Raw genomic sequence first — 18,806 nt, forward strand, 5'->3', positions numbered from 1 at the left:
TAAGTGTCGAAACACAGTTCCGTTTAAACGCCTGAAAATTATGAGCGATCGAATTATCCGTCTGATTGGTTTAACTGGGGGCATCGCCACTGGTAAAACCGCTATATCTAATTATCTGGCAGATGTCTGTGGATTTCCGATTTTAGATGCCGATATTTTCGCCCGCGAAGCTGTGAACCCCTGTTCGCCAATACTTGACTCTATTGTAAAACGATACGGCGCGGGTATTTTGCTCCCGGACGGCAATTTAAATCGGCCAGAGTTGGGAAGTATTATTTTTTGTAACGCAGACGAGCGGCAGTGGTTGGAACAACAGATTCACCCTTACGTGCGCCGCCGATTACTTGAGGAAACTCAAAGCTGCATTGCTGCATCGAGTTTGGTATCCCAAGACACACAGGATTTAGGTACAAAGACTCAAGAAATCGGCTTTTTTCACCAAAAGCTAGAACCGAGTATTGTTGAAAAAAAATCCGGTTTCTGTGCCAAGGCTGACACGTTGACTTTGGTTTTGGTAGTGCCGCTGCTGTTTGAAGCTAACATGACTGACTTGTGTACCGAAATTTGGGTAGTGTACTGTTCACCCGAAGTGCAGTTAGAACGACTAATGCAGCGAGATGGCTTAAGTTACGATCGAGCTAATGCCCGCATTAACGCCCAGTTGCCGCTAGCTCAAAAGTGTCAACAAGCTGATGTTATTTTGGACAACTCGTCAACCCTCGACTCGCTATTCCGGCAGGTAGATGTGCAAGTCAGTCGATTTTAGATTTTAGATTTTAGATTTTAGATTTTAGATTTTAGAATTGAAGCATTAACGCCACGGATAACTTCGGGGGCTTGTCTATCGGATACAGGTTTTTTATTTCTGGACGGATCAATCCGGGGGCTTGTATCCTCGATGCTTTCGGTCAGTCGCTTTGAGATTTGAGATTGACTCCGCGATAATAGTACGTTACTTTCCTGAGAACCGCTGTAATAGAAGAAAAGAGAATAAAATAAAAGATAAAAGGTTCACAATTCATTTAAAAATACAATAGCAACCACTTATGAAGTTAATGTGAAAAATTAGGTGTTGCCCGCCTTAAGCAATCTCATTCACCAAGATATTTATATGTAGGGTGCTGATGGCGCGCCTGGGTATTCTCCTGTTTTGTCTTTAATCCTTGGGTTGCGGCTTCACATCAATAAATTATGAAGTTAATCATAAAAGTAGGAAAAATTACAATTTGCGGTTGTAGTTTCCTTGTTTGATATCATGTCCGGTCGATTACCCGAAATCAGGTAGGGGCGGGTTCACCAATAATATCTGCCAATAATTGACAATCTCAAAAACCCGCCCGGCCGGGATATTATGGTCAATCATCGGACATGATATGAAGAGTGTTTCAAGAAAATTCCAGCGGTTGAATTCTGCTGCTTGCTCGCAAGCAGCAGGAAACTCGAGCTTACAAGCTAACAGGCGAGCTAGATGATGGATTTAACCCGCTTTTAACCAAAATTCAAAAAAATTGCAGGTGCCGTCACTTACTAATTGATGATTTGACCACAATTATTTTTTTTATCCTGATAGCAGAGTACAGACTGCGTATTAAGAAGGGGAAAATACAAACACCAAAATTTATGATGCGCGTTTACTCTTCCATCCTGATGTCAAGCCTGTTACTGAGTGCTGGCGCAGTTAATGCTCAAAGCTTAGAAACTCGATCGACCTTTTTTGCTCAAGACAACTCTGCTTCAGAAATTTTAACGACTCTAGCTGCCACTCAGACCTGTGACGCAGACGGTAAAGATAAGCCGCCACAACGAGGGCAGGGGAGGGGAGATAATAAAGCCTAAAAAAGCGATAATTGCGAGGAATTAGAGGGACACTGGGAGCATATAAAATTGGGATAAGAAGAGAAAAATTGAAGATTTCGAGCCATGAATGGGGGACTTACGTACTGCGTAGCAAAAAACCGATTTTTCAGCCGTATTTGAGGACTCAAGACATAATTTTTGGCTATTCCGGTTTTTTTGGCCAAATATCCTCAAAATATCAGATACCACAAACGGGCCCGAAATGTTGCATTCAAAAAATAAAGGTAAAGCGCGAGTAGGAATCTTGGGCTTTACCTTTATTTTTTAAACTTTTGCAGCTTTAATCTTCTTCTGCAGCTTCGCCACCAACAACGACATCGCGAATCCGCAAACTCGGGCCGCCGCAGCCGACGGGCAAACCGCTTTGTCCTGCCTTGCCGCAGCCGCCGGATTCATCCCAGTAGAAATCGTCGCCGATCGCCTCAATATCAGCTAAAGTGCTGAAAACATTACCCGAAAGAGTAACATCCCGCACCGGATTGTCTAATTTTCCGTCGCGGATCATCCAAGCTTCGCCGGCACTGAAAGTAAACATTTCGCCGTTAGTCATGCCGCCTTGCCAATTGCGCGCATAAACTCCTTCTTTGATACCAGAAAATAAGTCAGCAACTGGCGTGTCACCGCGTTCGATCCAAGTATTCGTCATGCGGACGATCGGCGGATAATGATAATTCAAACAGCGAGCATTGCCAGTAGGCGTTTCTCCCAATTTGCCCGCCGTTTCCCGCGAGTGCAGCCGCCCGACTAAAGCGCCGTCTTTAATTAACTGAGTAGTAGTCGCGGGAGTGCCTTCGTCGTCGTAGAAATAGCTGCCCCGGTGTCCTTCTGGCGATGCACCGTCGAAAATTTGCAAGTTTTTGGGGCCGAACTGGCGGCCGAGGGTCATAATTTCCAAAATGTCGGGATTTTCGTAGGCCATGTCGGCTTCGGAAAGATGTCCGAAGGCTTCGTGGACGAATAATCCGGTCAAAATTGGGTCGATGACGACGGTGTAGGTGTTGCCTTGGACGGGGGGTAAGGCTAGGGAATCTACGGCTCTCTGGGCGGCGCTGCGAACTTGAACATCGAGATCGGTTAAATCTTCGTAAGCTTTGCGGGAACCAGTGGTTTCGCGGCCGGTTTGTACGGTTTCCCCGCTGCGGGCTGTGGCGGCAAAGCGCATTTCCATGTCTGCCCAACCTTGTTCGAGCATGGTGCCTTCGGAGGTGGCGAGGATGATCCGCTGGGTGCTGTCGCCGTAGCGCACGGAGATTGTGGCGATGCGGGGGTCAATGCTGCGGAGGATGGCCGCGTAACGATCGCACAATTGCTTTTTGTCAATTAGGGGAACCAGACGGGGGTCTGTTCCTGTCAGCGGCAGCAAGCAAATGTCTTGTACTGGGGTGACAGGCGCCAGGATCGTTTCTTCTTCGCCGATCAGTTTGGCCGCGGCGATGGCTTCTTCGATTCTTTCGGCGAGGGTGGAAAGTCGGTTAAAACTGGCAAAGCCCCAACCGCCTTTGTGACAAGCTCTGACTTGGCCGCCAATTGAGACTCCTTCGCTGAGGGTTTCAATTTTTTCGCCTCGCAGCAGGATGTCGGTGCCTTCGGCTTCTTCCAGTCGAATTGCCAGATAATCGACTTGGTGGCGGTAGCGTGCCATTAAGTCTGACAGCAGATTTTTCGAGTCGGCGATCGAGGTGGGCATAAGGAAAGCACGGTGTTTAACTTACTTCATTTTGCACTGTTGTCAGGGCGATCGTACAAAATATCGCCCCAAGCGCGGAGATTGCGACTTATTGGTACGGTTCTGCCAATATCGTTAGTTGACAAATGTGGATATCCTGTGAGTTAGGAGGAAGGCGCAAGAAATTATGCGGGATTTTTCGATCGTGCTGGTGCTTGACCCAGCCCAAAAACGGATACCGTGCCACGTACTCCTGTCGTGGAAAGATAAAAATTTTAGACCAAAGTTCAATCTCCCAGATTGCATCTGTGGGGTAAATCTAAAATCTAAAATCTAAAATCTAAAATCGACTGACTCCTAACTCCTGAACTTTCCTATACATAAATACTTCACCCTTCATGCCTCCGAAGGTGGGTTTATAACTACTATGAATACTTACTTTTTACCGACAATAAGCGAAATTTTAGCCTCCGAAGGCCAAGAAAATGACCTCAGTCTCTTTGATGCTAAGTTGGCGGGAGGAAACAACCGCCATCGGTGTCCTGCAAGCCGTGGGGCTTCTCGGCCCAAAGCTGAACAGGAATGGTATGGGGCGATCGCAGCTTTGAATCAAATGCTCGATCGGCAAAAAGCAGGACAAAAAACAGATGCTGATCGAGCAAATGGTCGATCGACAATCCCCAATTCCTGTCAGGGATTGGTGTTGTCGGGCCCGTCTTCGGTTTTGACTCACCCCGCTTTGGCCAACGGCTTTGCCAATTGGATTTTTACCAGTATTCCCGACAACGATGCAGCTTTGTGGTCTTTTCGGGCTAGACAAACTTTAGCTTTAATGCCGGCGGCTGATGTGCAAATATCAGTGCCTGCGGCGGCCCCGGCTTTGGCTTTGGCAAGTGGTGATCCCTTAGCCAACGAGCAGTTTTGTTTGGTTTTAACTGCTAGTTTTAGCCTGGTGATGGTTTTGGGTGAAAATTCTGCAGGAATTCCGGCTTTTCTATTTTCTTTCGATCCGCAAGTAGTCGCCAAAGCTTGGGAGGTTTTGCGGCGCAGGGTGACTGAAAGCGAATGTTTGCTTGCCAATTCTGACGGTAGCTTCAATTTACCAGTTAGCCAATTAACTAATAATTCTACTAAATTAGACGCGCTGTTCCAGCAGTTTTTGCCTGTGGAGCCAAATTATCAAACAGTGATGCAGTTCAGCCGCTTGCTGTTGCATAATTTGCCGGTTGGGAAAGAGGAAGCAGGCAGGATAAAGGATGAAAGAAGTGATGATGGTTTGAACCATAGACATCACAAGTTATCGGCTACAGATATCAACTGCCAATCTCCAATTCCTCTCGCTACGAAAGAGGTGGAATTGCTACAGGCGATCGCCCACGAAGTCCGCACTCCTTTGGCTACTATTCGCACGCTGACTCGATTGTTGCTGAAACGTCCCAAACTTGAGCCAGTGGTGGTCAAGCGTTTGGAAATGATTGATGCTGAGTGTACCGCTCAGATCGATCGCTTCGGTTTAATTTTCCGCGCCGTGGAATTGGAAATGTCGCAAGCTAAAAATTCTGGCGTGCAGCTAACAGCAATGTCCCTCGGTGAAGTGCTACAAAATAGCATTCCCCGCTGGCAAAAACAGGCGGCTGTGCGAAACCACACTTTGGAAGTTATTGTGCCGAAAAAGTTGCCGGCGGTAGTCAGCGATCCGACGATGCTGGATCAGGTTTTAACTAATTTGATTGAGAATTTTACTCGAACTTTGCCTTCCGGGAGTCGCATTCAGGTGGAGGTGACACTAGCCGGCAATCAGTTAAAGTTGCAGTTGGAATCGGAACACTTACCTGAAGGTAATGTCGCATCGACTTTTGCAGAAGCGGCGCATGCTCCTTTGCGCTCGATCGGGCCTTTGTTGATGGTGCAGCCGGAGACGGGAAGTTTGAGTTTAAATTTGAGCGTGACTAAGAATTTATTTCGGGCTGCTGGCGGGAAGTTGGTAATTCGCCAGCGGCCCCAAAAGGGTGAGGTGATGACGGTATTTTTGCCGCTGCAATAGTCAGTTGTCAGTTGTTGGTTGTCAGTTGTTGGTTGTCATATCAATTGCGGTTGCATCGGAATAATTTAACCGCAGAGGACGCAGAGAACGCAGAGGAAGAGAAGAGAGAGATTAATAATATCGGTCAACAACGGACAACGGACAACGGACAATGGACAACGGACAACGGACAACTAACCTTCAATCAATTAAAATCTCAATGACAAACTCCGTTCCTTCTCCCGGTGTAGAAAAACAACTCAGTTTGCCGCCGTGTTTTTCTTCTACAATTTGACGCGCGATCGCCAGTCCTAACCCCGTTCCTTTGCCCACATCTTTAGTGGTAAATAGATGGTCGAAAATACGATTTTTCACTTCTTCTGACATTCCTTTTCCGTTATCGGCGATGGAAATTTTTACTTTTTCACTTTCTACTTTTGTCCGAATAGTGATGTGATTGGGATGGGCTTGAATTTCGGCAAAACTCCGTCCTTGATTCGATTCTTCTAAGGCATCGATCGCATTTGCTAACAAATTCATAAATACCTGGTTTAATTGTCCCAAATAACATTTTACTTTGGGAATATTGCCGTACTCTTTAATGATTTTAATTTCAGGATGCTTGTCGTTCGCTTTCAGGCGATGGCGTAAAATCATCAAAGTGCTATTGAGGCCTTCGTGGATATTGGCCTCAACTTTATCAACCGTATCGGCCCGAGAGAAAGTGCGGAGGGAGGTGCTGATGTTTTTGATGCGCTCGCACCCTATTTTCATGGAACTCAACATTTTGGGTAAATCTTCTACTAGATAATCTAAATCTATTTCCTCTGCTTTCTCAATCAATTCTGCTCCCGGTTCAGGAAACTTTTCTTGATAGAGGTGCAAATAATCAATTAAGTCTTGGAGTCCAGCATGAGCTTCATTAATGTTCCCGGCAATGAAACCAACGGGATTGTTGATTTCATGGGCAACCCCTGCCACTAGATTACCTAATGCTGACATCTTTTCACTTTGGATCATGTGCATCTGAGTTTGCTGAAGTTCATTCAAAGTCTGCTGCACTTGGTGATAGAGGCGGGCATTTTCCAGAGCGATCGCCGCTTGACTAGAGAGAAAATTCAGCACTAGGAGGCGATCGCGACTAAACACCCCTGTGGTTATCCGATTTTCTAGATACAAAATTCCGACCAGATTCCCCTGATTTAGAATTGGCAAACCCAGCAAACTCTCTGGTTGGTGGTGTTCTAAATAATCGTCCATCACAGGCAGATCAGTTTTGGCGTGATCAATGACAACTGTTGCTAGGGTGTTTTTGACATACTGAATTAATTTAACCGGAACAGTGGGATTGTTCTCTAGGGGTTCCGTTTGCAGGCTAATGTGTTCCCAGGTAGCTATCGCCCGCACTTGCCATTGTTGATCTTGGCACAGCATCAGTACACAGCGATCGGCTCCCGAGTTTTGTAACATGGTTTGGGTCACAATTTGCAGCAACTCATCGAGGTCGATCGTGCTGGAGATCATTTGGGAGATTTGCAGCAGAGTCGAAAAATCTAGAGCCTGGTTGATCGAGGTGCTTGAGGTAGTGTGGTGGGTACTCGAATGAATTGAGTAGGTGGGATTGGTGAGGGTGGATAGGGTTTCTAAAATAGTGAAGGGTTGGACGCACTGTTGTAAGATGGGACGCAGCAGATCGGGATAACGTTTTTCTAGGTCATCGGTTTTGGCTTTTGCTCCCCAGCGAGCGTAACAATAGTAGGCTTCCTGCATATAGCCTGCAGCGACTTTTTCTTTGCCCCAGCCGAGATAGAATTTAGCGGCGAGTTCGTTGGCGAGGGCTTCTTCGTTGAGGAATTGGTTTTCTTTAGCGAGTTGAATGGCGCGATCGTAAAAATCAGCAGCCTGCCATTTTTCTTCAGCAACACGGGCCATCTCCGCCTCTAAAAGCCGAAATTTTGACAGACAGTTTTCAGGACAGTTGTGTGCCCAGATTTGAAGTTGTTCCCGATTATTCTGAACAACTTCTTGATAATCTTTTTGTTGTTTTTCCGGTGCTAGCCCATAAAGTTGCAATACACTCAAAGACTGATAAAAACAATGCAGAACACGTTGAAATTGTCCATATAGTGTATTAGAAAACTCTGCCGCAGCTACTAACATTTCATAAGCTTTAGCATACTCACCATAGGTGAAAAACAAAAATGCTTTAGCGAAATAGTAAGTGCTACTGCCATAGCCATAGCCAATTTCAGTGAATGTTGCTAGCGCCGACTCTTCATCAAATGTTTCAGAGCTAATGCTATACTTCCCTATCGTTAGCCCTTGCAAATTCTCTAGGAGCTTGCACTGAAGAATTAGGGCAAAAGCTGTCGTAATCTCCGTTCGTTCCGCAAAGCTGATGTACTTTTCATGTCGAGCCAGCAAACTGTGAATATCGCTTGAGACGATCGCCTGCTGCCAGAAACTGAACAGAGCACTGTGATGACACCAAGAAAAATCCCCTACCTCCATTGCGCCCTGATAAGCAGCTTGTTGCAAAACAAGATTGGAACTGACGTGCTTACGCCAATGGTTGATAAAGTTGCCGAAGGACATATAAATTTTGCCATTTAGGGTAGTGTTATGAAATTTTTCATTCACCTTCAACCCTAAAACTCCAAACTCATAGCCCAGTTCATAGTCTTGAAAGCGTTGGCAGAGGATTGTGCCATACCAAACATAAACAAAACCCGCCACATTGGTATTCCCGTATTGCAAACAGAGATTGGTCATGTGTAAAACAACCAACACTAACAACTCCTGATTAGTCAGGTAAGTGGGCGGTACCATGTTCATTAGCAGTTTGATCAGCATCTGGCGTTCTTCATCGACAATGAGTGGTGCGTCGATTAGTCCTGCAACTGCGCGCTGATTTAAGGTTTTTTTAACTTCCAGAGCCATCCCTTCTAACTCTGCTTCATCTGGCATAATCGCCAGTTCTAAGCCTAACAGTTCCAGGCCTTCAATTCCTACCTGAATCGCCTTTTGATACAGGGCATTATTTTGATAATGAGTTAGCTGGATCGCAATAATTTTGGCTCGCTCAAGACTTGAGTTGGCATAACTAAAGGCGATTTTTATCAAATTTTCAGCTTCCTCAAGATGACCTGCCAAAAATTCAGCCTCAAGGCTTTCTAAATACATCGTAAATGTTAATTTATAAGCAGACTCCCATTTATTAGCTGGTAGGAAACTTAAACCGAAAGCGAGATATTTTGTCGCCGATTCATAAGCAGTTGAGAGTTTAGCTCTCTGCCCTGCAAAGAGGCTAATCTTAGCAAGCTTGGTTCGTTCTTGTTGCTGCGTTATTAGCTCCGAGCCAATGATAAAATGATTAATAATGTCGAACACTTCTTCTCCTATTTCAACCTCAGAGAAATTCGGAAGAAGTAACTGTCCTATTTTGAGATGTGTGGCTTGCTTTTGGTCATCAGGAATTAATGAATAAGCAGCTTGCTGAACCCGATCGTGGAGAAATTTGTAGTGAGGTAATTGAGCGGCGGTATTTGGCAAGTTGGTGGTGCTTTTCCCCTCTTCTTTACCTATATAAAACTTGTAAATTTCACTGGTTGGTAAGATGAATCCTTCTTGCAAGGATTTCCATAAATCGGCAGCAGTTTCTTCCGGCGACTTCTCGCTGACTACCGCCAATGTATTCAAATCAAACTGCGCTCCAATGCACGCAGCCAACTTCAGAACATCCTGAGTCTTTGGCGGCAATTTCTGCAATTGCACCGCCATAAACTCCACTACATCATCGGTAATAGTGAGGGCTTTGACTTTGGCGATATCGCACTGCCACCCCCCTGTTACCCGCCTCTCTCCCCCCTGGGAAAAGGGGGTGGAGTTAAACGCAATCAGCCCATCTTCCTGTAGCGCCCTGAGAAATTGCGTGGCAAAAAATGGATTGCCTTTGGTTTTTTGATAAACTAACTCGGTTAATGGCTGAGCAAGAAGGATCTCGCACGAGAGCGTATCTGCTATCAAATCGTTAATATCGACTTGACTCAGAGGTTCTAAGGTAATAGTATTTACCGTTACTTGGGATTTTTCCATCTCTGCTACTGCCAACATAAATGGATGAGCCGGAGATACTTCGTTATCTCGATATGCCCCAATTACCAGCAAATTCTGACTACCTTTTTCACTCATCAACACTTGCAAAAGCTTCAGGGATGCTGAATCTGACCATTGCAAATCATCCAAAAAAATCACTAAGGGATGTTCTTTTGTAGCAAAAACCGAGATAAATTTTTGAAATAGTAAATTGAAACGGTTTTCGGCGGCACTTCCCGAAAGTTCCGAGACAGGCTGTTGTTTGCCAATAATTCGTTCCAATTCAGGAATTACTTCTACAATAACTTGACCGTTTTCGCCAAGAGCCTTGATAATTTTCCTTTGCCATCGTTCTAGCTGAGCGTCGCTTTCTGAGAGTAATTGATCCATTAAATCTCGGAAGGCTTGCACAAAAGCACTAAAGGGAATGTTGCGTTGAAATTGGTCGTATTTGCCTTTGATAAAATAACCGCGTTGCCGAACTATGGGTTTGTGAATTTCGTTGACTACAGCGGTTTTCCCAATGCCGGAAAATCCGGCAACTAGCATCATTTCCCTGCGGGATAAGTTCGAGTCACGCCAGTCCTCCTTAATCAAGAGGAGATCTTCTTTTCCATCATTTCTATCGGTTCCAGGCTCTTCTGGGGAACGAGATTTAGAGGGGTTTGCTACTCGATCGAATGCTGCTAATAATGCAGCGACTTCGGTTGCTCTGCCGTAGAGTTTTTCGGGTATGATAAAGCGATCGCAAAAATCCCGCCGCCCAATGGCAAAACTCTCAATTTTACCTGTCTCATTGAGTTGTTGCCAACATTTTTTTAAATCCGCTTTCAGCCCTAATGCACTCTGATAGCGAGCTTCGGCATTTTTTGCCATCAATTTGCTGACTATTTCCGAGAGGACAAGGGGTATTTCGGGATTAATTTCACGTACAGATGTTGGGTGCTGGGCAATATGACAGTGGATCAATTCCATTGGATCGGTGGATTGAAATGGCAATTTTCCTGTCAGCAATTCGTAAAAAGTTACACCTAATGAATAGAAATCTGTGCGGTAGTCAAGGCCGCGATTCATCCTTCCTGTTTGTTCGGGAGATATATAGCTGAGTGTTCCTTCGATTACGTTGGGACTCATCAGTGTTTGAGTTTCTCGTGGCAGCAAAGATGCAATACTAAAGTCAATGAGTTTGACTTGTTTAGTCTCAGGATTTATTAAAATATTGGCGGGCTTAATGTCTTTGTGAATGATGCGGTGGCGGTACAGTATATCTAATGTATTGCTCAGGTCGATCGCAATTTGGAAAAAATCAACCAGAGATTGCACGGCTTTTCCTTTCCCCGTCCATTCCTTCAGAGAAATTCCCCCCAAGTCTTCCACAATCAGCGCATAGCCGTTCCGGTAGGGTTCCAAGCTGTAGGTTTGGATGATTCCGGGCAAATTTAGGTTTTTGGCGATCGTGTATTGATTGCGAAAATGCAAGAGTTCGCTGAAGCTGGGATACTCATTTCGCAAGACTTTGATGGCGACCGGTTTTCGGTCGCACAGGCGAATTCCGCGATAAACTAGGGTGCGAGTGCCTGAATAAATTCCAGCGAAAATTTGATAGCCAGCTAATTCTATCATAGCGATCGCTCTTTTTTGTTAAAGTATTTTGTACTCTGATTTTCACTATAATTTACCCCTTGATTTAATTAATCTAGGGGCTTCATCGGCTTGGCTGGCCCTAGACTGTTAACAAGTCATGAACCCGAAAGATATTTCTGGACAGAGCTTTGAGAGCTTTGCAGCCAGATTGCCAGAGATACTTATGAGATGGAATTTCAGCCGTTGATGAAACATTCACAGAAGCGATATTAATCAGTATTAGGAAAAACTTCCGCTGAAAACATACGGCGCAGAATCTCGTAGAATGGTTCACAATACTGCGCTTGCTCGGGTGACAGACAGGCCCCAATCTCCTTACGCAGTAAGTGAGTCATTTTGCTGATAAGTCCCCAATTCACATTTAGTTTAGGGTAAATCATCACGCACAGGGGAAACAATTCTGTCTCTAGGGCGTGCAGATTCCCTTCGAGCAGACAAACCCACATATAAACTTGAAACATCTCGACATCGCGGATGCTAGATGTGCGGATATTTGGAGTGTTGAGCAGCCCAGAATGACAGCGATAGCGCGGGTATAATTGATTTACGCGATCGACTATCCGTTCAGAAATCTTGGTCATCATCGGCATCAGCAACCGTACAGATTGCAGCGCCACCGAATCCGCTGGATGCTTCCCCGCCGCACTGTAGGCGCGTTGCAGTGGCATATACAGATGATCGTCGAGAATCTTGACGTAGTTAGCAAACTTTTCCTGTTCACCGTCGGGAAGCAACTCCATCAACTGCACTCCTGTGTAGTGATATTGCATGGCTACAAAGCCAATCACGCGCGGGTCAATTGCTGTGACTTGCTTTCGGACTTCGCCGAGCACTGGGCTGACTTTGGTGACAATACTATGGGGCGGTAGTTGCTGAGCATAGGCTTCGATCGCCAACTTGTAGACTTTATGAATCCCACCAGAAATCTGCCACGGATCGATTAAATCGGTATCAATTCCGTGTTCAACTAATACTTGCGACAGCAAATCTTCCGTTCTAGTCCAGGATTTTGCACTTACAGAACGCAGCGATTCCAACATTTTTTTTGCGATTTGGGCACGCCGTCGTTCGAGAAAGTTATCGTTAACAACAGGTGCAGAGTCACTGCTTTTCGTCTGTTGCAAATACTTTTGGGCGAAGGAAACAGATAAGTCTACCGAAGGTAACAATGGATCGAATGATGTTGGTTGCACCAAATAGGGATAAGTAGTCATGAATTTAGTCTTTACTCCGCAACGGTTTGACGATAATCGATTATTCGTTATCTATGCGAATTTTTCGATCTATCGATAATGATGCACCTCTCTGGGTCAATGCGAGCTAAAATTTGATGTTTTGTGATTTAGATTATAGCGACCGCTTTTTTAGGAAAGATTTTATATTCATTATTATAAGCCTAGAGAAACCAGTTTGTCTACTAGTGAAAATACCGATTTTTTATTTACAATACCCCGGACAGTTTTTAGAAAAATGGCTGAAACCTTCATTCTACCGTTAGCGAACTTGGCATCTTGGAGTCCCAAACCCCCATTATACCGTTGCCCATTAAAAAGTGTCCGAAGTATTGTATTTATTATTTGTTATTTAACTGGTTCCCAGGAGCGACCTGGGAACCAATAACCAATAACTAATAACTAACTGCTAAGCTCGTTCCTTCTTTCTTTCAAGGCATCTCGCGCTTGTTCTCGATCGTCAAAATGGACTTTTTCGGTGCCCAAAATTTGATAATCTTCGTGTCCTTTCCCTGCAATCAGCACGCCATCTCCCGGTTTAGCGTCCATAATAGCAGTGCGAATTGCAGCGGCTCGATCGCACATCACGATCGGCTTGACTTCGGCGGGAATTCCTGCTAGGACATCCTCCAAAATGCGATCGGGATTTTCCGTGCGCGGATTGTCGGAAGTAACAACAGCTAAATCGGCTAATTCTGCAACGATTTTACCCATGATCGGCCGCTTAGTGCGATCGCGATCGCCACCGCAGCCAAACACGCAAATCATCTGACCCGGAATAAACGGCCGCGACGCCTTCAGCAAGTTCTCCAAACTGTCGGGAGTGTGCGCGTAATCGACAATTACGCTAATATCTTGGTCGGGACTAATTTGCACCCGTTCCATCCGTCCCGGAACTCCCGAAAACTGAGATAATTTCTCCACAATTGCGGACAAATCTAAACCCAATTCTAAAACAGCACCGACAGCCGCCAACATATTTGATAAATTGAACTGACCGACTAAAGGCAAAGAAAAAGCAGTTTCGCCCTTGGGAGTGTGCAGCATTCCCTTAACTCCATTAGGCTGATATTCTAAATCATCAGCATACAAATCTGCCGTTTTCAGAACAGTGCTGTAACTCCAAACTTTTTCAGATTTGATGGTTTCAACTATCCGCTTTCCGTAGGGATCGTCAATATTAACTACAGCGCGATTTTTGAGGTAGTTTGGACTAAACAAAAGCGCTTTAGCCTCAAAATAATCTTCCATATCGCGGTGATAGTCGAGATGGTCTTGAGTCAAATTTGTAAAGACAGCAACGTCAAAACTACAGCCCAAAACTCGCTGTTGCGCTAAAGCGTGGGAACTGACTTCCATCACCCCGTGTTTGCATCCGGCTGCTACAGCTTCTGCTAATTGCTTTTGCAGGTCAACAGCAAAAGGTGTGGTGTAAAGTGCAGTTTTTTGGAAACCCGGCCAGCGAGTATAAAGCGTACCAAAAATTGCCGTCGGCAACTGCATTTCATTGAGCAAAAATTCGATTAAATGAGTTGTTGTAGTTTTGCCATTAGTCCCGGTAACGCCGACAAGTTTTAATTTGCTAGCTGGATTGCCGTAAAAAGCAGTGGCTATTTGGCCGCAAACTTGAGCCATATCCGCTGCTGCCATGACGCAGGGAACCTCTTCTAGCCCCTTGCTAAGGGGGGAAGGAACCTCTTCTAGCCCCCCCTTGCTAAGGGGGGGTTGGGGGGGTGTTTTCTCGGCTGCTTGGGTGGAAATTATGGAGGCAAGTGCACCAGATTCGATCGCACTTTGCCAAAAATCTCCCCCATCTACACGAGTTCCCGGCATTCCTAAAAATAAATCCCCCGCCTGACAAGCGTGGGAATTAGTAGATAAACCCTTGACTTCGGCATCGAGGGCGGGATGTTTGGCGTCAAAGGAAATGCTGGGAACTGCTGCTAATAATTCTCTCAATTTCATCTGAAAAACTCCTCACTTGGATGTGTTGAATCTATTCTTACTCATCTATTTGCAAATATTTCTGTAACATTTGTTCCAATTGGACAATTGTGCAGCGGGGAGAAGGACGGGGCACAAGTTCTTCCGGGGACAATGCAGCATCGCTAGCAGAATTTATTGGCTGAGGCTGCACTTTAAACAAAACTGGAACTTCGTACTGATAAGCTTGAAACCAGTCGTCACGTTCAGTAATATCTCGGACTTCGAGTTGAAACTTCAGGCTTTCAATCTGTTCGAGTTTTTCTTGCAACCCTTCGCACAAGTGGCATCCGGGTTTGCTGTACAAAATCAATCGCATCATAAGAGTACAATTAAACTCGCTCTTAAATTCTCGAAGGTGCGATCGCAAGGAAAGCGAATCCAACGCGAGTAAGACGCAACTTACGGCTTTATTGGTCGCCATGCGCGATCGAAGTTATCTTAGCATTGGCAGCGAACAGATTACCAAGCTTGACAATCAAAACACTACAACCCCATCCCTCTCTTTCTTCTCTTCCTCTGTGCCCTCTGCGCCTCTGCGGTTTAAAAATAAATCTAGTTCACAAATGAAAGAGTTAAATTTATTCACACCACCTAATTGTCCAGTTATGCTTGACTAATAAATCAATGATGAGTATAGTATATAAATAGCCCTACATAAAGGAGGCAGTATGGACTGCACCGAATACGCCGAAGCCAAGCGAAAAGCAGCTAAAAAAATTAGCGCCGACATTCGAGAACGCTGGAACAATCGCATCGTCACGCGAGGATTGCACTTGATGGGAGAAGCGGGGGCCGTGCAGTATTTATCTGATTATGGGCGCGGCATCGGTACGGCAAAAGTTATCGGTTTTGCACTGTGCGCGGAGTCGGAAGGATACCCCGAAATGGCGATCGGCTTTTGGAAAAGAGCGTTTGAATTGGAAACCGGAGAAAAGCCGATCGCCCTCAATACTCCAAACAATTCTACCACCAATCTTGCTCCTGCTGCAAAATCAACTTCCGCCCCAAAAATAGAGACTGTTAATAACCCCGTAGTTCCCGAATTGCCGCCGCATTTGCAGCCGGGAAGGATTGTGACAATGCAGCCAGTTGACGCGCCGAGTGAACGTTCTTATTACATCGAAAATCCCGATTATTGGGGACAGCCAAAACGCGACGGCAATCGAGTAGTGGTCATCGCGACGCCAGATAAAGTATACTACCAATCGCGATCGACTAACCTGCGGCAACAAGCATCAATTGAGATCGATCGCACATTAATCGACACAGCCGCTAAAATTGGCACCTTTGTTTTAGACGGCGAACTGTATTACAAAAGCTGTACGGGCAGCGAACACCGCACCGGGGCACAAGCTGCTACAGTTAATATTGAAAGCGGTTTTCCGACAACCCAGCCAACCGCAATTTATGCCATTTTTAAAAGTTTGTTTTTAAAAGGCAATGACTTAACTACCGTGGCAGAATCCGAACGAATTGCAGCGGGAGTTGAAGTTGGCAAAATGCTGGCGACTTTATCCCCAGCCTTTGAAGTTGTACCGACATTTCGCACCACCGCCGAAAAAATCGTCCTGGCAAATCAGCAGGAATCTGAAAATAAAGAAGGCGAAGTTTGGGTGTTGCACAACTGCCAGTATGTCGGCGGCAAAGATGTTAAAAAATATCCGATGGTGAGGACTAAATACTGTCAAGAACACGATTTGTTTATTGTGGGTTTGACGGCTACAAAAGTGGCGGGGCGACCCTTTAGCGCCGTCAAAGTAGCGCAAGAAATTGATGGCAAATTAGTCCCAGTAGGAACCGTCGGAACCGGGTTTAGCGGGGAGGAAATGCAGGAAATTGCCCGACTCTACGAGGCTAACCCCAAAAGTGTCAAAATTAAAGTGCGATCGCAGGGTTTGACGGAAAGTGGCAAATTATGGCACGCACGATTTCTGGAGTTTTGTTAAATTTGTAGGAAACGGCAGTGCCGTTTCCCAGCCGGGTATGCGATTATTAACCAATAGTGTCAAATAAAAATATCGGAGGACACATCAATGTTTGTTAGCAAAAATAATTTCTACATTTCCCCAGAAGAGTACCTAGAAGGCGAACGAGTAAGCCCCATCAAACACGAATACAGACGCGGACACGTTTATGCAATGACGGGGGCAAAAAAACCTCATATTGTTATTGGTAGTAATTTAGTTCGGCTGCTGGGAAATCATCTTCTGAATACGCCATGCTTAGTTTTATCATCAGATATAAAAGTCCGACTGGAAAAGGCAAATTGCTATTACTATCCTGATGTAGCGGTGACTTGCGACGAAAGAGATACAAGTTCAACCGAAGACTTCATTTTATATCCATCTTTAGTAGTTGAGGTATTGTCGCCCTCAACTGCATCTTTTGACAGGGGCGATAAATTTGCCGATTACCAAACTTCGCCGAGTTTGCAAGAATACGTACTCATCACTCAATCTGAGATTAAAATTGAGTGTTTTCGACTCAATGCTGAGGGAAATTGGGCTTCTCAGACTTACCGACAAGGAGATAGAGTAGAATTTGTTAGTGCGAATTTTAGTTGTGCCATTAGCGAAATTTATCAAAAAGTACCCGGCCTCATATTGTGATGTATGAAAAACAACTTTCTTAGGTTCGTAGTGAGGAATGCAAGTCCTGATTCTGAGGACTTCATATGATGTCCGATCGATTAACCATAATATCTCGGTCAGGGCGGGTTTTTGAGATTGTCAATTATTGGCAGGTATTGTTGGTGAACCCGCCCCTACAAAAATCGATCTCGCTCTACCGGACATGATATCAGTCCTCACTACGAACCGAAACAATAGCTAACAAATAAAAAACAATGATTAAAATCTTACACCTTTCAGACATTCACATGGGAAGCGGCTTTTCTCACGGCCGGATTAATCCCGAAACCGGTTTAAATACGCGCTTGGAAGACTTCGCGGCGACGCTGAGCAAATGTATGGATAGAGCAATTTCTGAACCCGTAGATTTAGTCATATTCGGCGGCGATGCTTTCCCGGATTCGACGCCTCCACCGTTTGTTAAAGAGGCTTTTGCCCGCCAATTCAGCCGCTTGGTTGACGCGCAAATTCCGACGGTTTTGCTAATAGGAAATCACGACCAACATTCTCAGGGACAAGGTGGCGCGAGTTTGGGAATTTATCGGACTTTGGGGATACCTAAGTTTATTGTAGGCGATCGCCTGGACACTCACCTCATTCAAACCCGCAGCGGGCCCGTACAGGTGGTAACATTGCCTTGGTTGACTCGATCGACCTTAATGACGCGATCCGAGACTGAAAGCCTGTCTATGGGCGATGTTAACCAATTATTAACCGAAAAACTGACGATCGCAATGGAAGGCGAAATTCGCCGCCTCAACCCCGACATACCAACCGTACTTTTAGCGCACTTAATGGCAGATAAAGCAAGTCTGGGCGCCGAACGTTTTTTAGCAGTTGGCAAAGGTTTTAACATTCCTGTTTCCATGCTAACTCGCCCTTGTTTTGATTACGTTGCTCTCGGCCACGTACACAAACACCAAAATCTCAATGCTTCCAACAATCCGCCCGTAATTTATCCCGGAAGTATCGAACGAGTTGATTTTAGTGAAGAGAAAGAAGACAAAGGTTTTGTGTTAGTTAACTTGGAACGGGGAAAAGCAGAGTGGGAATTTTGCACTTTGCCAGTGCGGGTGTTTCAGACGATTAAAGTGAATGTTTCGGAATCTGAAAGCCCGCAAGCTGAGTTAGTTAAAGCTATTGGCAAGAAAGAGATACAAGACGCGGTTGTGAGATTGATTTACCAATTGCGATCGGAACAATTAGATCTCATTGATAACGCAGAATTGCACGCACTTCTCGGCGCGGCGCACAGCTACACAATTCAGCCGGAATTAGTCAGTCAGTTAGCAAGGCCGCGTTTACCCGAATTGAATGCTAATAATAGTATAGAACCGTTAGAAGCTTTGAAAACTTATTTAGCAAGTCGCGAAGATTTGAAAGATGTGGCTGAGAGTATGTTAGAGGCGGCGCAGGGTTTGTTGGGTGGTACGGAGGAAGTTTTGGTCGAATTTTAGGTAGAATTTTAGGTAAGATCGGGTATGTAAATTTTCCCTACCACACAATCTCAGAAACCGGGTTTCTTCCTATATTTTTCGTACTCAACCCAAATGATTCGCAGAAACCCGGTTTCTCCCTACCACTCATTTACTTAGGATCGCGAATTAAAGAACTTACAATTTTAATTGTTATTGTGGGATGGGCGTCCCGCCCGTCCAAAAAAGACGGGCGGG

11 protein-coding genes are annotated in these 18,806 nt (G+C 45.2%); 6 read left to right on the plus strand and 5 right to left on the minus strand.

Annotated elements, in window-relative coordinates:
* Window positions 1-40: 40 nt before the first annotated feature.
* Together coaE and patX are read left to right on the plus strand one after the other, a co-directional pair.
* A complete protein-coding gene (coaE, locus tag QUB11_RS15145) occupies window positions 41-766 on the plus strand; it encodes a dephospho-CoA kinase (protein ID WP_333202450.1) in 726 nt (241 codons plus the stop codon).
* Window positions 767-1,620: 854 nt separating this feature from the next.
* Window positions 1,621-1,836, plus strand: a complete 216-nt coding sequence (gene patX, locus QUB11_RS15150; RefSeq protein ID WP_333391002.1) for a heterocyst-inhibiting protein PatX — start codon at window positions 1,621-1,623, stop codon at window positions 1,834-1,836.
* A 301-nt stretch (window positions 1,837-2,137) separates the two neighbouring features.
* Here patX and QUB11_RS15155 read toward each other — a convergent pair whose 3' ends face one another.
* The gene (locus QUB11_RS15155; protein WP_333391005.1) at window positions 2,138-3,544 is read right to left on the minus strand and encodes a TldD/PmbA family protein; all 1,407 of its coding nucleotides are present in this window, start codon (window positions 3,542-3,544) and stop codon (window positions 2,138-2,140) included.
* Between the two features lie 406 nt (window positions 3,545-3,950).
* On the opposite strand from QUB11_RS15155, the gene QUB11_RS15160 reads away from it, so the two are divergent.
* Complete coding sequence (locus QUB11_RS15160; protein WP_333391008.1) at window positions 3,951-5,567, plus strand: HAMP domain-containing sensor histidine kinase; 1,617 nt, start codon at window positions 3,951-3,953, stop codon at window positions 5,565-5,567.
* Window positions 5,568-5,747: 180 nt separating this feature from the next.
* On the opposite strand, the gene QUB11_RS15165 is transcribed toward QUB11_RS15160, so the two are convergent.
* From QUB11_RS15165 to QUB11_RS15180, 4 genes are all read right to left on the minus strand, one after another.
* Window positions 5,748-11,264, minus strand: a complete 5,517-nt coding sequence (locus QUB11_RS15165) for an AAA family ATPase (RefSeq protein ID WP_333391010.1) — start codon at window positions 11,262-11,264, stop codon at window positions 5,748-5,750.
* Window positions 11,265-11,494: 230 nt separating this feature from the next.
* On the minus strand, window positions 11,495-12,499 hold the full coding sequence (locus QUB11_RS15170) for a hypothetical protein (RefSeq protein WP_333391012.1): 1,005 nt from the start codon (window positions 12,497-12,499) through the stop codon (window positions 11,495-11,497).
* Window positions 12,500-12,919: 420 nt separating this feature from the next.
* The gene (locus tag QUB11_RS15175) at window positions 12,920-14,482 is read right to left on the minus strand and encodes a UDP-N-acetylmuramoyl-L-alanyl-D-glutamate--2,6-diaminopimelate ligase (protein WP_333391014.1); all 1,563 of its coding nucleotides are present in this window, start codon (window positions 14,480-14,482) and stop codon (window positions 12,920-12,922) included.
* A 37-nt stretch (window positions 14,483-14,519) separates the two neighbouring features.
* On the minus strand, window positions 14,520-14,819 hold the full coding sequence (locus tag QUB11_RS15180) for a glutaredoxin family protein (protein ID WP_333202508.1): 300 nt from the start codon (window positions 14,817-14,819) through the stop codon (window positions 14,520-14,522).
* A gap of 352 nt (window positions 14,820-15,171) precedes the next feature.
* Between QUB11_RS15180 and QUB11_RS15185 the strand changes: the two genes are divergently transcribed.
* The 3 genes from QUB11_RS15185 (at window position 15,172) to QUB11_RS15195 (ending at window position 18,590) form a co-directional block, all read left to right on the plus strand.
* Window positions 15,172-16,449: an ATP-dependent DNA ligase gene (locus tag QUB11_RS15185; RefSeq protein ID WP_333391017.1), complete on the plus strand. Its 1,278-nt coding sequence runs from the start codon at window positions 15,172-15,174 to the stop codon at window positions 16,447-16,449.
* 87 nt (window positions 16,450-16,536) lie between these two features.
* Window positions 16,537-17,112 carry a Uma2 family endonuclease gene (locus QUB11_RS15190; protein ID WP_333202464.1) on the plus strand — a complete coding sequence of 192 codons (576 nt, stop codon included), beginning with the start codon at window positions 16,537-16,539 and terminating at the stop codon, window positions 17,110-17,112.
* A 236-nt stretch (window positions 17,113-17,348) separates the two neighbouring features.
* The gene (locus QUB11_RS15195; protein WP_333202466.1) at window positions 17,349-18,590 is read left to right on the plus strand and encodes an exonuclease SbcCD subunit D; all 1,242 of its coding nucleotides are present in this window, start codon (window positions 17,349-17,351) and stop codon (window positions 18,588-18,590) included.
* Window positions 18,591-18,806 lie beyond the last annotated feature (216 nt).

It is taken from the genome of Microcoleus sp. B6-A1 (genome assembly GCF_036705085.1).
Lineage (GTDB): Bacteria > Cyanobacteriota > Cyanobacteriia > Cyanobacteriales > Microcoleaceae > Microcoleus.

What these genes read in the sequence shown, in the direction of transcription:
- QUB11_RS15195 (WP_333202466.1), top strand. Translation starts at nt 17,349, where the DNA reads ATGATTAAAATCTTACACCTTTCAGACATTCACATGGGAAGCGGCTTT.
- QUB11_RS15165 (WP_333391010.1), bottom strand. Translation starts at nt 11,264, where the DNA reads ATGATAGAATTAGCTGGCTATCAAATTTTCGCTGGAATTTATTCAGGC.
- QUB11_RS15170 (WP_333391012.1), bottom strand. Translation starts at nt 12,499, where the DNA reads ATGACTACTTATCCCTATTTGGTGCAACCAACATCATTCGATCCATTG.
- QUB11_RS15155 (WP_333391005.1), bottom strand. Translation starts at nt 3,544, where the DNA reads ATGCCCACCTCGATCGCCGACTCGAAAAATCTGCTGTCAGACTTAATG.
- patX (WP_333391002.1), top strand. Translation starts at nt 1,621, where the DNA reads ATGATGCGCGTTTACTCTTCCATCCTGATGTCAAGCCTGTTACTGAGT.
- QUB11_RS15175 (WP_333391014.1), bottom strand. Translation starts at nt 14,482, where the DNA reads ATGAAATTGAGAGAATTATTAGCAGCAGTTCCCAGCATTTCCTTTGAC.
- QUB11_RS15185 (WP_333391017.1), top strand. Translation starts at nt 15,172, where the DNA reads ATGGACTGCACCGAATACGCCGAAGCCAAGCGAAAAGCAGCTAAAAAA.
- QUB11_RS15160 (WP_333391008.1), top strand. Translation starts at nt 3,951, where the DNA reads ATGAATACTTACTTTTTACCGACAATAAGCGAAATTTTAGCCTCCGAA.
- QUB11_RS15180 (WP_333202508.1), bottom strand. Translation starts at nt 14,819, where the DNA reads ATGCGATTGATTTTGTACAGCAAACCCGGATGCCACTTGTGCGAAGGG.
- coaE (WP_333202450.1), top strand. Translation starts at nt 41, where the DNA reads ATGAGCGATCGAATTATCCGTCTGATTGGTTTAACTGGGGGCATCGCC.
- QUB11_RS15190 (WP_333202464.1), top strand. Translation starts at nt 16,537, where the DNA reads ATGTTTGTTAGCAAAAATAATTTCTACATTTCCCCAGAAGAGTACCTA.